The 14,785-nt window shown below is 40.2% G+C and carries 14 protein-coding genes and 1 pseudogene; 9 read left to right on the forward strand and 6 right to left on the reverse strand.

Going from position 1 to position 14,785, the window contains the following annotated elements:
- The 3 genes and pseudogenes from MF4642_RS17355 to xseB all read left to right on the forward strand — a co-directional run.
- On the forward strand, positions 1-115 hold a 115-nt coding region (locus MF4642_RS17355; protein WP_323486535.1), incomplete at its 5' end, for an IS3 family transposase.
- Between the two features lie 40 nt (positions 116-155).
- A pseudogene (locus MF4642_RS09205) lies at positions 156-986 on the forward strand (exodeoxyribonuclease VII large subunit); the annotation flags it as partial.
- Positions 979-1,173: an exodeoxyribonuclease VII small subunit gene (xseB, locus tag MF4642_RS09210; RefSeq protein WP_078426005.1), complete on the forward strand. Its 195-nt coding sequence runs from the start codon at positions 979-981 to the stop codon at positions 1,171-1,173. The pseudogene MF4642_RS09205 and the gene xseB, both read left to right, overlap by 8 nt.
- A gap of 64 nt (positions 1,174-1,237) precedes the next feature.
- On the opposite strand, the gene MF4642_RS09215 is transcribed toward xseB, so the two are convergent.
- Positions 1,238-2,314 (reverse strand): hypothetical protein, encoded by a 1,077-nt coding sequence (locus tag MF4642_RS09215; protein WP_078426006.1) that lies wholly within the window; start codon positions 2,312-2,314, stop codon positions 1,238-1,240.
- Positions 2,315-3,371: 1,057 nt separating this feature from the next.
- On the opposite strand from MF4642_RS09215, the gene hppD reads away from it, so the two are divergent.
- From hppD to MF4642_RS09230, 3 genes are all read left to right on the forward strand, one after another.
- Positions 3,372-4,433 carry a 4-hydroxyphenylpyruvate dioxygenase gene (gene hppD / locus MF4642_RS09220; RefSeq protein WP_078426007.1) on the forward strand — a complete coding sequence of 354 codons (1,062 nt, stop codon included), beginning with the start codon at positions 3,372-3,374 and terminating at the stop codon, positions 4,431-4,433.
- A gap of 167 nt (positions 4,434-4,600) precedes the next feature.
- Positions 4,601-6,001, forward strand: a complete 1,401-nt coding sequence (locus MF4642_RS09225) for an amino acid permease (protein ID WP_058869111.1) — start codon at positions 4,601-4,603, stop codon at positions 5,999-6,001.
- Positions 6,002-6,030: 29 nt separating this feature from the next.
- Positions 6,031-7,257: an aromatic amino acid transaminase gene (locus tag MF4642_RS09230; RefSeq protein WP_078426008.1), complete on the forward strand. Its 1,227-nt coding sequence runs from the start codon at positions 6,031-6,033 to the stop codon at positions 7,255-7,257.
- A 255-nt stretch (positions 7,258-7,512) separates the two neighbouring features.
- On the opposite strand, the gene MF4642_RS09235 is transcribed toward MF4642_RS09230, so the two are convergent.
- Positions 7,513-8,334, reverse strand: a complete 822-nt coding sequence (locus MF4642_RS09235; protein WP_078426009.1) for an IclR family transcriptional regulator — start codon at positions 8,332-8,334, stop codon at positions 7,513-7,515.
- A 185-nt stretch (positions 8,335-8,519) separates the two neighbouring features.
- Here MF4642_RS09235 and fahA point away from each other — a divergent pair, with 185 nt between their 5' ends.
- From fahA to MF4642_RS09250, 3 genes are read left to right on the forward strand one after another with little or no spacing between them, the layout of a single operon-like run.
- Positions 8,520-9,803, forward strand: coding sequence for a fumarylacetoacetase (fahA, locus tag MF4642_RS09240; protein ID WP_078426010.1), 1,284 nt, complete (start codon positions 8,520-8,522; stop codon positions 9,801-9,803).
- Positions 9,804-9,824: 21 nt separating this feature from the next.
- Positions 9,825-10,463 (forward strand): maleylacetoacetate isomerase, encoded by a 639-nt coding sequence (gene maiA, locus MF4642_RS09245; protein ID WP_078426011.1) that lies wholly within the window; start codon positions 9,825-9,827, stop codon positions 10,461-10,463.
- A 21-nt stretch (positions 10,464-10,484) separates the two neighbouring features.
- On the forward strand, positions 10,485-11,060 hold the full coding sequence (locus MF4642_RS09250; RefSeq protein WP_005005954.1) for a VOC family protein: 576 nt from the start codon (positions 10,485-10,487) through the stop codon (positions 11,058-11,060).
- A 272-nt stretch (positions 11,061-11,332) separates the two neighbouring features.
- Here MF4642_RS09250 and MF4642_RS09255 read toward each other — a convergent pair whose 3' ends face one another.
- The 4 genes from MF4642_RS09255 to MF4642_RS09270 form a co-directional block, all read right to left on the reverse strand.
- A complete protein-coding gene (locus MF4642_RS09255) occupies positions 11,333-12,400 on the reverse strand; it encodes an ArsO family NAD(P)H-dependent flavin-containing monooxygenase (protein WP_078426012.1) in 1,068 nt (355 codons plus the stop codon).
- A gap of 154 nt (positions 12,401-12,554) precedes the next feature.
- A complete protein-coding gene (arsH, locus tag MF4642_RS09260) occupies positions 12,555-13,259 on the reverse strand; it encodes an arsenical resistance protein ArsH (RefSeq protein ID WP_078426013.1) in 705 nt (234 codons plus the stop codon).
- 4 nt (positions 13,260-13,263) lie between these two features.
- Positions 13,264-14,304 carry an ACR3 family arsenite efflux transporter gene (gene arsB / locus MF4642_RS09265; protein WP_078426014.1) on the reverse strand — a complete coding sequence of 347 codons (1,041 nt, stop codon included), beginning with the start codon at positions 14,302-14,304 and terminating at the stop codon, positions 13,264-13,266.
- A gap of 7 nt (positions 14,305-14,311) precedes the next feature.
- Positions 14,312-14,785: an arsenate reductase ArsC gene (locus tag MF4642_RS09270; RefSeq protein ID WP_004981612.1), complete on the reverse strand. Its 474-nt coding sequence runs from the start codon at positions 14,783-14,785 to the stop codon at positions 14,312-14,314.

A 14,785-nucleotide genomic window follows, 5' to 3' on the forward strand; every position in this document is an offset into this window, starting at 1 on the left:
CTGGGTAGATTGGTTCAATAAAAAGCGTGTACACAGTGCACTGGGTTATGTATCGCCTTTTGAGTTTGAAGCAATGTACTATGATAAGATTAACCCGTTAGGTCAGGTGGCCTAACTTAAATAAAAAAGTCTCCGACAAACCCGGTACGGTTCACCCTTCTCCTTTCGACATTCAAAATGTCCTGGTGATTGCGCCTGAAAATGCAGCTGGTCTTGGTGACTTCAAAAAAGATGCAGATGTTTTAGATAAAGCGGATGTTTGTCATTTTGTTTATCACATCGCGACCTTTCAAGGGAATACTGCCGCTGTGAGTATTATTGATGCCTTGGGTAATGGTTTACGTCAATGGGCTTTAAACTTTGATACTGCTCCAGATCTGATCGTTATTATTCGTGGGGGTGGTGCTGTAAATGACTTGGCTTATTTGAATGACTACAATCTAGCAGCCCTACTCTGTAAACGTTCAGTTCCTATCTGGGTCGGTATCGGCCATGAAAAAGATCAAACCATATTAGATGAAGTAGCTAATCGGTCTTTTGATACTCCAAGTAAAGTCATTGGTGGTATTCGTAATTTGATTGTTGAACGGACTCAGGAAGTATTGGAATCACTACAGAGGATTAAACTTTTATCTCAACATCAAATCACGGCGTATCAAGGTCAAAATGATCAATACATGAGAGTGATTAAAACGCTTGCTCATGGACAGATCAATGAAGCAAATAAAGCGTTAGACATGATGAAAGGTACAACACAGTACTTAGCGCAGCAGCAAATCAAATTAGCATCAAATCAGGTTGAATCATTGATGCGTGAAACCCTATTACAGAATCCAAGAAATGTGATGGCCAAAGGTTACGGTATCGTCCGCAGCCAAGGTAAAGCCATCCGATCCATTCACCAGGTATCAGATAATTCAATTCAAGTGGAATTACAAGACGGCACCATTGAAGCAACAGTAACTCAGGTAAATCAAAATGACTGAACAAGAATTAACGTTTAAAGAAGGTTATGACGTTCTTAAGAAGAATGTAGACTTGCTTGAGTCCCAGGAAGAGCCTGACATTGATAATTTGATGAAGATCGTTGAAGAATCTATGTCTGCTTACAAAGCCTGTAAATCACGAGTAGACGCCGTGCAACAGGCTTTGAATGAGACTTTTAAAGAATAGTTTATTGTTAAAACTGATGTTCTGTCATCGTACTTAGCGATATGAGAATGTGGTGTGGGGGTGATTACTCAAACCAATTGAGATATTCATGATTATATTTAATTTTAATATTTGAAACTTTCTCTATTTCTTCTACCATTTTAATATTTGTTAAGGCTTTGTCTATAGATTCATCATACCCTCTTAATTCAGCTAAAATATAGCTTAAATAATGAAGTACACAAGCCATATAAAAATCGGCTAATCTATAGTCTGAAAGATTCAAATATATATCCTCAGATCCAAAATATTTCTTTAAAACTATTTGTAAATTATCAATTTTTTTATTCCAATTTTTAAAATAATCATCTTCTTGAACCCTAATGTTAGTTGTCACCATACTTGTTCCATGTGCAACAATATTTCTTAATGTATTTAGAGAATTTATAATATTACCTAAATTTTTAGGGATAATTTCACTAGATTTAAAATCAAAAATTATTGAATATTCAGACATAAGACTACTTATTGAACTATGTGACTCGATTAATGATTGCTTAGCTACTAATAACTTCTGGTAATTATTATGCTGGGTTCTTCCTTCTTTATTGCCTAATTCAACATGTTTATTAATTTCCTCCTGTAAGTATTTTGCTAAAATTTCTCTTAAAGTTCCTTCTAAAATTGCCGAAGTTAAACTTAACATCGGCAAAATATAAATCAGATGATTGTAATTTTTGAAAGGTACTTTAGTTTTTTCAGGAAAATCAAAAATATTGAATTTATCCTTTCCACTAAAACTCTCTACGATTTGAGATATTTTTTTTATAAATTCTTTTTTTCTCGAAATTTCATTGGTAAAAGCACACCCAATCCTTGAGTCTGGATAATCGCTCCTATAGCGTCCTTGATTCAAATTCCAATACCAAATATTTCCATCGTAAAGACAATATCCAGCTTTATATTCTTTTAATAATAAATAATTTTTTCTACGCCCTTTTTCCATTTTATGGAATTGACTGATTGTAGGAAATGGATAAAACATAAAGCTGTATGTGGAAGACTCATAGTTTTTTCGACCAAGAAGAATTTTGTATTCTCCCCAAGACTGAAATAATAATTTACTAACTTCTAATCTTTTGTATTTGAATGATTCAGCCATTATTTAAACTTCCATGTAAATCAATAATATTACTAAATTTATCGACCTAATTCATCAATAACCGTGCCTAAATCTTCCCACTCAAACACACCCATTTTCCCTATTTTGTACTTATTGGTTACCCACTCCCTCACTCGGATAAAGCTCTATTCTTTTTTTGCGTCACGGCTTAAAAAGCTTATCGCTGACTAAGACTAGTTATCTAATTTTTTTAATATTAATCCATAATGATTCCACCAGTTCGAATCCCTGTTTAGGATTCGAACCCACGTCCCTCTCAATTTTCATCAACACAAAGTACTTCTATAAATAAGGATACAAATAGGGATACTAATCAAAAACAGAAACAATCAAACCCAATAATACAAATACATACAGCTTATAGTTCTATTCGCGCAGAGCGCACCATTTTTTAATTGTTTCTCATCCTCTCAAAGCCTAATAATAAACACTAAAAATTCGATTTATCACACTGTGATACTAATAATCCCCTTCAAACTTGGACGCTGATTCAACAGCCACTCAAACTCGCTCGCGGCGACACCTACATCTGGGTTTTCAAATCAGGTCTAACTAAGTCAAACTGTTCTAGACACTTTACAATTAATTTTCGTGCTCGAATCAGTTGTTTGGCTGTTTAAAATAGCTGTTCTCAACAGATGCACGGAATGAGTCAAATTTCATACCCAATTTTTCCCTTCTATTTTAGTCCTATAGCACAGATTTCATCCTGAAATCTTGGTATAACAAAGCGCCTCTATTTTAAAAAATATTTTTATGAATAATATTAATTTAATTTATAGGTCAATCGTTTACCAATTTTATTTATTGCGTAATTAAATTACGTATTGAATAATAATTTAGATCAAGTATGATGAATTAAAACTTCTACACTTGCTCACTCAACATTAAGAATGCTGCTGAACAGGTGCCCCATGTCAGACAAACGGATTTGTCTCTCTCGCTCTAAAATTGTAGCGACCAGTCCGTTGGCTCTGAAAGGAATCGTTAAAAAGATAAGCAATAGGATTGCTTAAAAAAGAAATGAGGACGTTGTATGAATGAATTAGCCAACCCATTAGAACTGTGTGGATTCGAATTTATTGAATTTGTTTCTGAAGATGGTCAGCTAGATGCGGTGTTTGAAACCATTGGGTTCAGCAAAGTGGCAAAGCATAAGTCTAAAAATGCGTATTTATGGCGTCAGGGCAAAATTAATATCATTCTAAATTATCAGCCTGAATCGTATGCAGCTTATTTCTATAAAGAACATGGCCCTTCTGCCTGTGCAATGGGTTTCCGCACCAAGAATGCGGCAAAGGCATTTAAAAAGGCAATAGAAATTGGTGCAGAACCAATTTACAACCAAGTTGGCCCGATGGAGCTGAATATCCCAGCAATTAAAGGGATTGGCGGCTCTCCTATTTTCCTCGTCGATTGTGACATTTACCAAAATGACTTCATTTTCTTTGATGATGTGCCATCCTATCCTGTCGGCACAGGTTTATATGAAATCGACCATTTGACCCATAATGTGTATAAAGGCCGTATGCAGTATTGGGCTGATTTCTATGAAAAGATTTTTAACTTCCAAGAAATACGCTACTTCGATATTAAAGGTGAATATACTGGCCTGACGTCCAAGGCACTCACGGCGCCAGATGGCAAAATCCGTATTCCGCTCAATGAAGATTCGGATAAAGGAAATGGCCAGATTGCCGAATTCCTGAATGAATTTAACGGTGAAGGTATTCAGCATATTGCCTTCATTTGTGATGACCTGATCAGCACTTGGGACAAACTCAAAGCGTTAGGTGCCAAGTTCATGACACCTCCACCCAATACCTACTATGAAATGCTAGATGAGCGTTTGCCTAACCACGGTGAACCCGCCGATGAGCTACAAAAACGTGGCATTTTGCTGGATGGCAATACTAAAGACGGTAATAAACGTCTCTTGTTGCAAATTTTCTCTCAAAATATGCTAGGCCCAGTCTTCTTTGAATTTATTCAGCGTAAAGATGACGACGGTTTTGGTGAAGGCAACTTTAAAGCGCTATTTGAGTCGATTGAACGCGACCAAATTAAACGTGGCGTTTTAGATGTATCTAAAGCTTAAACGATTTCTAGAATTTCCCTGTACATATAGTTTTATGTACAGGGAAATTTAACTTTTGCGCAAAAATTATACTCGTAAAAATTAAAGCCTGCTCCGATGACAATATAAAAATAAGTACACACATCATCATGGTTCAGGGCTTTATCTCACATGGATGAAGAATAAAAATGCAGCATATTGAACAAGGAAACCTGAAAAAAGGTTTAAGTAATCGTCATATTCAGCTCATCGCCCTCGGTGGTTCTATCGGCACGGGGCTATTCCTCGGTATTTCACAAACCATCAAACTCGCAGGACCTTCTGTTATTTTAGGCTATGCCATCGCAGGCCTTATTGCCTTTCTCATGATGCGCCAGCTCGGTGAAATGATTGTGCATGAACCCGTGAGTGGTTCTTTTAGTCATTTTGCTTATAAATACTGGGGCAAATTTGCGGGCTTTATGTCTGGCTGGAATTATTGGGTACTCAATATTTTAGTGTGTATGGCTGAACTCAGTGCTGTCGGCCTCTATATCCATTACTGGTGGCCTGATATTCCAACGTGGGTTTCTGCTTTGGGTTTCTTTATTTTCATTAATGTCATTAATTTACTGCACGTGAAATTATTTGGTGAAATGGAATTTTGGTTAGCCATCATTAAGGTCGTGGCAATTATTGCCATGATTGCTTTTGGTAGTTACTTGCTGGCTAGCGGTAGTGGTCATAGCCAGTCTAGCTTACAAAATTTATGGCAACTCGGTGGCTTCTTCCCCAATGGTATTACAGGCTTAGTGATGGCTATGGCCATGATTATGTTTGCTTTCGGTGGAATTGAACTGGTAGGTATTGCAGCAGCAGAAACAGATAATCCTCAGAAAACCCTCCCAAAAGCCGTCAATCAAATTGTTTACCGCGTGTTGTTATTTTATATCTTAAGCTTGGTCGTGATTTTGTCACTTTATCCATGGAATATGATGGCTGAAGGCGGTAGTCCTTTTGTATTGATTTTCGACTCGTTGGGCAGCCAAACCGTAGCCGCTGTTTTGAATTTTGTGGTTTTGACTGCAGCTGTTTCGGTCTATAACAGCACCAATTACTGTACCAGCCGAATGCTGCTTGGTCTGGCACAACAAGGCAATGCCCCAAAATTTTTAAGCAAAATTAATCCGCGTGGTATTCCTGTAAATGCCATTATAGTTTCAGCTTTCTTTACTTTAATATGTGTTCTGATTAACTATTTATTTCCTGAAAAAGCATTTAACTTACTCATGATGCTAGTCGTAGCGGCTATTGTGATTAACTGGGTCGTGATTTCTTATACACATTTAAAGTTTAAAAAAGCCATGAATCGCATGCAGGTAAAAACTCACTTTCCAAGTGTGGCCTATCCATTTACCAATTATTTATGTATTGCCTTCATGGCGAGTATTCTGCTCATTATGAGTCGTAGCCCAGATATGCAAATTGCAGTTCTCATGATTCCAGTCTGGATCGCGATTTTACTGACAGCTTACCTCTTTAAACGGAAGCAAGAAGATCATGTTGCGTTGCTTGAAAAAAGTAAAATCACTTCCTTACCAGAAGCGTAATATCGTATTTATCATATTAGGATGTATTCATGTTTCAACATATTGATGCCTATGCAGGTGACCCGATTCTTTCTCTGATGGAGGAATTCAGCAAAGATACGCGCCAGAATAAGGTCAATCTCAGTATCGGACTTTATTATAATGAAGATAATATCGTGCCGCAGCTACAGTCGGTTCAAAAAGCCTATACTCATTTAATTCCTGACTATGACAAAGTCCGAGTCTATTTGCCGATGGATGGGCTCAAGAGCTTTAATCAGGCTGCACAAGAACTCATTTTCGGTCAGGCAAGCCCTGCTCGTCAGCAAGGACGTGTCGTCACCATTCAGACTTTGGGTGGTTCTGGTGCACTCAAAGTAGGTGCAGACTTCTTAAACAAATATTTCCCGAAGTCTGAAATCTGGGTCAGTCAACCGACTTGGGAAAATCATATTGCGATCTTTAATGGTGCTGGTGTTCAAACCCATTTCTACCCTTATTATGATGCGGACACCCATGCCGTAAATCTAACTGCGATGCTAGATACCTTAAAACAGCTGCCTACTCAAAGTATCGTACTACTGCATCCTTGCTGTCATAACCCGACAGGTGCAGATTTAGCACCTCATGAATGGGATCAAGTGATTGAGGTTCTAAAAGCAAATGACTTGATTCCTTTCTTGGACATGGCCTATCAAGGTTTTGGTCAAGGCTTGGAGCAAGATGCTTATGCGATACATGCGCTAGATCGGTCTGGTATGAACTTTATTGTCAGCCATTCTTTTTCCAAGATCTTTTCCTTATATGGTGAGCGCGTTGGTAGCTTGAACTTTGTCTGCGATGACGCAAACATTGCCCAAAATGTATTGGGTCAGCTTAAAGCGACAGTCCGTCGCATTTATTCTAGCCCAGCAGCTAATGGTGCGTTATTGGTGAGTCAGGTATTAAATGACACAGCGTTGTCTCAGCTATGGCAGTCTGAATTAGAAGAAATGCGTCAGCGCATTTTACTGATGCGTCGCTTACTTGAAGACAAACTCACTCAAGCGCTACCAGATATGGACTTTAGCTATCTGACCCAGCAACAAGGCATGTTTAGTTATACGGGCTTAAGTGCAGAACAGGTCGATTTGCTGAAACACGATTATGGTATTTATTTAGTCCGCAGCGGCCGTATGTGTACTGCTGGCCTGAATTTAAACAATATTGATTATGTGGCTGCGTCGATGGCGACTGTGCTTAAAGCTGCAAGTTCCGCTGAGTCTGTGCTTGCTTAAAATATATCATGTTCACTTAGGCTTCTCACTCTAGGGTCAGAAGCCTTTTTTTATCGTTATTATTCGGAACTTGAATCAAGACAACCTAAGTCTACGGGTTTCAGCTTCACTATCTAGTTCCTAATTTCCCCTTTTCCTTTAGCAGCGTGGCAGAAAATGAAATATTTATACTGTCTAGCGCGACTGCATCCCATAAAAAATCCACCAGAGGGTGGATTTAAAACTTAATTCATCTTTTCAATGTAATCGATGCTTTTATATGGCAGCAGCTGGATGAAATAAAGCATCGATCTGTCGCTGTACGCCAAGTACATAATCAATTGCCTGCTGCATTTGTCCTTCGGGTAACTGATCTTCTGTGCCAATACAAGTAATGACATGATCCAGTTGCTGTGTGAAATTAAAGACTGGAATACTAATCGCATTGATCCCAGCCATCATATCTCCTGTGACTGAAGCATAACCTTGACTCAGGATTTTCACTTTCAGCTCTAAAAAATCTTCCCAATTTGCAGGATACTGTTCTGGTTTAGCGCTACTTTCCCATTCTTTTTCCAATAATGGCCTGATGATGTGCTCAGGCTGATAGCAGGCATGCAAGCGCCCTGTCGCAGATTTCAGCAGCGGCATGCGTGAACCGACTCGGGTAATAATATTAAAAACATGGTTAGATTCTAGAGACTGAACCACGACCGCACCATCGGCAAACCATTTACTCACATGAATACTGCAATTCAGACGTTGCTGAATGTCCTGAATATAACGCTGGCTTAATTCCAGCATATCTGTTCGTTTGAGTGCATTCACCCCAAAAGCATGTGCACGCTCACCTAAACTATAACGCCCATCATTTAATTGCTGAGCATAACCTTTACGAATCAAGCTCACCACATAACGGTGTACTTTGGCCGGATGCATGGATAAAACTTCGGACAGCTCTTTTAACATCATCGGTGCATTATGTGCGGTTAATGCATCTAATACGGTTAATCCAACTTCCAGAGACTGAACCCCTCCCTGTATTTTTTCTTCCTCAACACTCATCGCTTTACCCTGCATAGCTGCATTAGTTGTCATAACTCCATTGGTGAATTGTACTACTTAAATCAAAAATGTGAGCCATCTAAACCTGACTCTCTCATTCAGAGTAGTATAGCCTAACAATTTACACTATTCATAAATAAATTATTTATTGCGTAATTTTAAAATATAAGTATGATTCTATCTAGAACTTAAATTTTCCACGGAAAGGATCAATATCCATGAGCAAACGCTTGAAGTCATTTGTTGAAATTGCTGCACATTCAGATTTCCCACTAGAAAACCTGCCTTATGGCATTTTTAGTGAAAAACACAATTCGCAGGCCCGTGCTGGCGTAGCACTGGGAGAATGGGTGGTTGATCTGGCGGTACTGGAAGCGCATGGTTATTGCAAACAGGCAGATAGCAAGCTGCTCTTTAATCAACCGACATTGAACACGTTTATTGAATCAGGTAAAGCCAATTGGTCTAAGGTCCGCGCAGAATTACAAGCTTTGTTGTCCGCAGATAATCCTGATCTTCGTGACAATCAGGCTCTGCGTGATCAGATCTTCTTCAAACAATCAGACGTTAAAATGCATATGCCTGTACACATCTCAGGCTATACCGATTTCTATTCATCTAAAGAACATGCCACCAATGTCGGTTGCATGTTCCGTGACCCGAAAAATGCGCTGCTGCCCAACTGGTCAGAACTCCCTGTTGGTTATAACGGTCGTGCCAGTTCGGTCATTGTGAGCGGCACTGACATTGTCCGTCCATCAGGACAAATCAAGCTGCCAGATTCAGAACGTCCTGTATTTTCTGCTTGTCGTAAACTCGACTTTGAACTGGAAACTGGTTTTATCGTAGGTAAATCAAGTCAGCTGGGTCAACCTGTTTCAATTGAAAACGCGTGGGATCATATTTTCGGTATGGTGCTGTTTAATGACTGGTCTGCACGTGACTTGCAACAATGGGAATATGTACCACTTGGCCCGTTTAATGCCAAAACTTTTGCATCGTCTATTTCACCTTGGATTGTGACGCTGGAAGCACTTGAGCCATTTAAAACCAGCTCACCTGAACAAGAGCCGAAACCTTTGGCTTATCTGCGTGAAGACAACAGCAGCAATAGTTATGACATTCATTTGTCGGTTGAAATTCAGCCTGAGAATGACGACCAGAGCAATGTGATCTGCAAAACCAACTTTAAATATATGTACTGGTCCATGGCTCAGCAGCTGACACATCATACGATTGCGGGCTGTAACTTACAGGTCGGTGATTTGATGGGTTCAGGGACCATTTCAGGGCCAACCCCAGATTCTTATGGTTCATTACTCGAAATCACATGGAATGCCACCAAACCTTTAACGCTATCAAAGGGCGAACAGCGTAACTTCATTCAAGACGGCGATACCATCATTATGAAAGGCTATTGCGAAAAAGATGATTTGCGTATTGGCTTTGGTGAAGTCAGCGGCACAATTCTGCCAGCAGTGGATTTTGGTTTTACCCAATAATTGCAGACTAGGATCTTGCCCATGAAACTGTATACCTATTTTCGTAGTTCTGCGGCTTACCGAGTTCGTATTGCCCTGAATTTAAAAGGTCTGACTGCTGAACATGTCCCTGTGCACTTAGTCAATAATGGCGGTGAACAGCATAGTGAAAGCTACCGTCAGATCAATCCTAGTGAGCTGGTGCCAACATGGGCAGAGCAGGATTTTGCTCTGACTCAATCGCTAAGTATTCTTGAATATTTAGAAGAAAAATTCCCAGACATGGCCTTGCTCCCTCAAGACTTGCAGCAGCGTGCTTTGATCCGTGCATTTAGTTTGAGTATTGCCTGCGATATCCATCCACTCAACAACCTACGGGTACTTCAGTACCTAACGGGTACATTGGAAATAAGTGATGAGCAGAAAACAGCTTGGTATAAACACTGGATTTTAACGGGCTTTAAAGCCCTTGAAGCACAACTGGAACAGTCAAATGACAAATTCTGTTTTGGCAATCAGCCGACCCTAGCGGATTGCTGCCTGATTCCACAAGTCTATAACGCTCTACGTTTTAATCTTGATTTATCCGATTATCCAAAAATTTGTTCGATCTATACCCATTGCAACAGTTTAGAGGCCTTTCAACACGCTGCACCTGAAATGCAGCCTGAAGCTGCTTAAGTTTTTTATAAGGATATAAAAATGACCATTCAAATTGAAAAAATCCACCATGTGGCCTACCGTTGTAAAGATGCCAAAGAAACGGTGGAATGGTACAAAAAAAATCTAAATATGGATTTCATTCTCGCCTTTGCTGAAGACCATGTCCCCTCAACCAAAGCCTTTGATCCCTATATGCACCTATTCCTAGACGCAGGAAACGGTAATGTGCTGGCTTTCTTTGAACTACCAACCCAGCCTGAAATGGGTCGTGATGAAAACACCCCAAAATGGGTGCAGCACATTGCACTCAAAGTCAAAGACCGTCAGGCACTGATTGATGCTAAAGAACACCTAGAAGCCAATGGCATAGAGGTCTTGGGCATTACCAATCATGGTATTTTCCACTCAATTTATTTCTTTGATCCAAATGGCCATCGTTTGGAACTGGCCTATGACGATGAAAAAGCACCACAAAAAATTGCCATGATTACTGAACAAATGAAATATGACATGCTGGAAGAATGGAGCAAAACCAAACGCGCGCCGCAGCATACGCATTTCCTACATGCAGATGAATTAAGCCATAACTCTCGTACCGCCAAAGTAGACGCTTAAGTCTGGCGGAAGTTGTGCTGATGGTGAATGCTTAGAGGCAACTTCAACGATGATAAAAAAACGCAAAGCAGCTTCGGCTGCTTTTCTGATTTAAATAGATAGGTTTTCTTATTTTAATTAGCTACTTAGAGCACCTTAAATCTCCTATCAATCATCAATAATTGCTTTCCATTTGCTTCACGGCGAATTCTATTTCCGTCCTCCTCCGTATCGAATCAAATCGAATTGTTCATGCATGAAACCTGTCTATGCATCCCTTTAAACTTATAGGTTTAAGCACCAGTCAAATAGGCAGCAATTTCATCAGCCGCAGCTCTTGCTGTTCTGGACACTCCAATTAAAGTCGCCGATGCCATGCCTGTCCACTCACCATAGCCAACCAACCATAAGTTATTTACTTTCATTGAACGCCCATTATGGACAGCAACCGTTTGATCAGGTTCTACCACACCAAGATCTCTTAAATGATTAAGTGCAGGGTTAAATCCTGTACACCAAATGACAGCATCTACCGCTTGTGTTGAACCATCAGCCCAAACAACTGAATGCTCAGCAAATGCGACAAAAGGCTCTCGACTGTGCAAAACTCCTCGTGTTCTTGCCTCTTTGACACTGTCAATCATGACAATATCTCCAAATCCACCTGCGAGTTGTTCCAAACTCCGACCTTCCTGTTGTGCTTTTAAACGCTCCGTTGCACGAAGAAACAAGACTCGCCCATCCACATCATCCGATAAAAATGCTGGTGCTGTCGTCGTGACCCAAGTCGTTTCTGCCACTTTTGAAACTTCGGCAAGAATTTGTGCGCCTGAGTTACCACCTCCAACCACGATCACTTTTTTATTGATGAAAGGCTCTGGATTTACGTAATGAGCTGAATGTATTTGTATCCCTTCAAATCGCTCATGTCCTTCATAATGTGGAATATAAGGTTGACTCCATGTTCCTGTAGCACTGACCACCGCTTTAGCTCGCCAATATTGTTCGCCAGCATACACATCTAAATAGCCATCTTTTTGTTCAATATGATCGACATGGACTGGCCGAATGGTCGGAAATTGATAGCGTTGCTCGTATGCCAACAAATACTCGATCACTTCATTTCGCGTTGGGTAGGTGTGTTCAGTCGTTGGCATCATCCAACCCGACAACGAACTCCATGTATGCGGTGAAAAAAGATGTAGCGACTGCCAAGCATGCAGCCATGCACCGCCCGCCTGCGATTGATCATCTAAAATCACAAATGGAACTTTTTTACGTTTGAGAAAATAAGCTGTAGCAAGTGCCGACTGACCACCACCAATAATAACCACATCGACTTGTGCTTGTAGTTGTGCCAAAGCATCTCTCCTCTTGATTATAGTGAAGCCATATTCATAATTAAAAAAGCCCAGTCTATTCAACAAACTAAGTGACTTTTAAAAACTGATCAAATCTGTAATTGGACTTTTCAATTACACAAGCTACTTTTCAACATCTTTGATCATCTAGAGTTTATAAACTCCGTTGATTGACACGCTTAGATAATTCTTCTGCCGACTCTTTTCGCTCTGAATAGCGGTCTGTAAGGTACTGACTTTGCCCACGCGTCAGTAGCGTGAATTTATACAGCTCCTCCATAACATCGACAATTCGATCATAAAAGGCTGAAGGTTTCATTCGTCCATCTTCTTCAAACTCTAAAAAAGCTTTGGGAATAGACGATTGGTTTGGAATGGTGATCATGCGCATCCAGCGGCCTAAAATACGCATCTGGTTTAAGCTGTTAAAAGACTGCGAACCACCACTGACCTGCATCAAGGCTAAAGTCTTGCCTTGCGTTGCACGAATCGCACCACCCGCTAGAGGTATCCAGTCAATTTGTGACTTAAAGATTGAACTCATTGAGCCATGACGTTCAGGTGAACACCACACCATACCTTCTGCCCAAGCGAGTAAATCATGCAATTCTTTAACCTTTAGATGCTCAGTATCCGCATCTTCAGGCAAGGGTAAACCTTTAGGATGGAAGATTTTTACTTCAGCACCAAACTGCTCCAAAATACGTCCTGCTTCCATCACCGCCAATCGGCTATATGAACGCTCACGGTTTGAGCCATACAGCAGCAAAATACGCGGTGGATGATTCACCTCTTTAGCCTGTACTTTTTCTAAAGTAGGTTGATCGAGAAGATTCATATCTACATTTGGGAGATTCATAGCGTTAGGCCTCTTTAAAGTATTTCATTCTTAACCACAATGACACGCTCACCAAAGCAATCAGCACAGGCACTTCAACCAATGGTCCGATCACCGTTGTAAAAGCGACTGGCGAAGCTAAACCGAATGTGGCGATTGCAACGGCAAGTGCTAATTCAAAGTTGTTTCCAGCCGCAGTAAAAGAGATTGCTGCTGTCTTCGGATAATCATTGCCCATCCATTTGCTCATAAAGAAGCTAATAAAGAACATCAATACAAAGTAAATTGTTAAAGGAATCGCAATTCGTAAAACATCCATTGGCAGGCTTACAACATCACCACCTTTTAGGCTAAACATAGCCAAAATCGTGAACAGCAAAGCAATCAAACTTAGAGGACTGATTTTCGGAATAAACTTGGTTTGATACCACTCCACGCCTTTTTGTTTCACCAAAATTAAGCGCGTTAAGAAACCTAATAAAAACGGAATACCGAGATAAACCAAAACAGCATGGGTAATGGTCCAAAAATCAACATTGATCACTTGCCCTGCAACGCCAAAATAAGGCGGTAAGAACGTCAAGAATAACCAAGCATAAGTACTAAAAAACAAAATCTGAAAGATACTGTTAAAAGCGACCAATGCTGCGACATATTGATTATCACCACAGGCTAAACCATTCCAAACCAAGACCATGGCAATACAACGAGCCAGTCCTATCAAGATTAAGCCTGTCATGTATTCAGGATAGCTGTGTAGAAAAATGATGGCTAATGCAAACATCAGAACAGGTGCGATGAGCCAGTTTTGTACTAAGGATAGGGTCAGCGTTTTCTTATCTTTAAACACCTGTGGCAAAGCTGCATAGTCCACTTTGGCTAATGGTGGATACATCATCAGAATCAAACCAATCGCAATTGGGATATTGACAGAATCCACACTCATTTTATCCAAAGCCACTGAAGCTTGTGGAAAGAACACACCTATCGCAATCCCCAACGCCATAGCAATAAAAATCCATAGCGTGAGGTTACGATCTAAAAAGGATAATCTTTGTTGAGCCATGATGTTCTCATTCAATATGCGAAATTTGATTGATTGCGGCAATCAAATCTGGGCGAGACATATGCGCTGTATCGAGTGCCAATAAAGCGTCTAAGCGACGGTTGATATGATCAACAGTGACTTGGAATGCTTTGAGCTTTTCTTCTTTCGGTAAATCCAAATGTGAAGGATCGACCAAACCCCAATGTGCTTTAATTGCACCACCTAAATACAGCGGGCATGCTTCTTGAGCTGCCGAATCACAGACGGTAATCACAACGTCAGGTTGGTATTGTTCGCAGTCATCAATCGTTTTACTCCACAAACCTTCAGTTGAAAGACCTAAGTTTTCCAGAGTTTCAATGGTCAATGGATGCACCTGTCCAGATGGTTTGCTACCTGCACTGTAAGCTTTCCACCCTTCAGGCGCACGACTATTAAACAGCACTTCTGACAGGATGCTACGGCAACTATTTCCAGTACATAAAAAAAGAAATTTCAT

Source organism: Acinetobacter sp. MF4642, assembly GCF_002018925.1.
In the GTDB taxonomy this organism is placed as follows: Bacteria; Pseudomonadota; Gammaproteobacteria; order Pseudomonadales; family Moraxellaceae; genus Acinetobacter; species Acinetobacter johnsonii.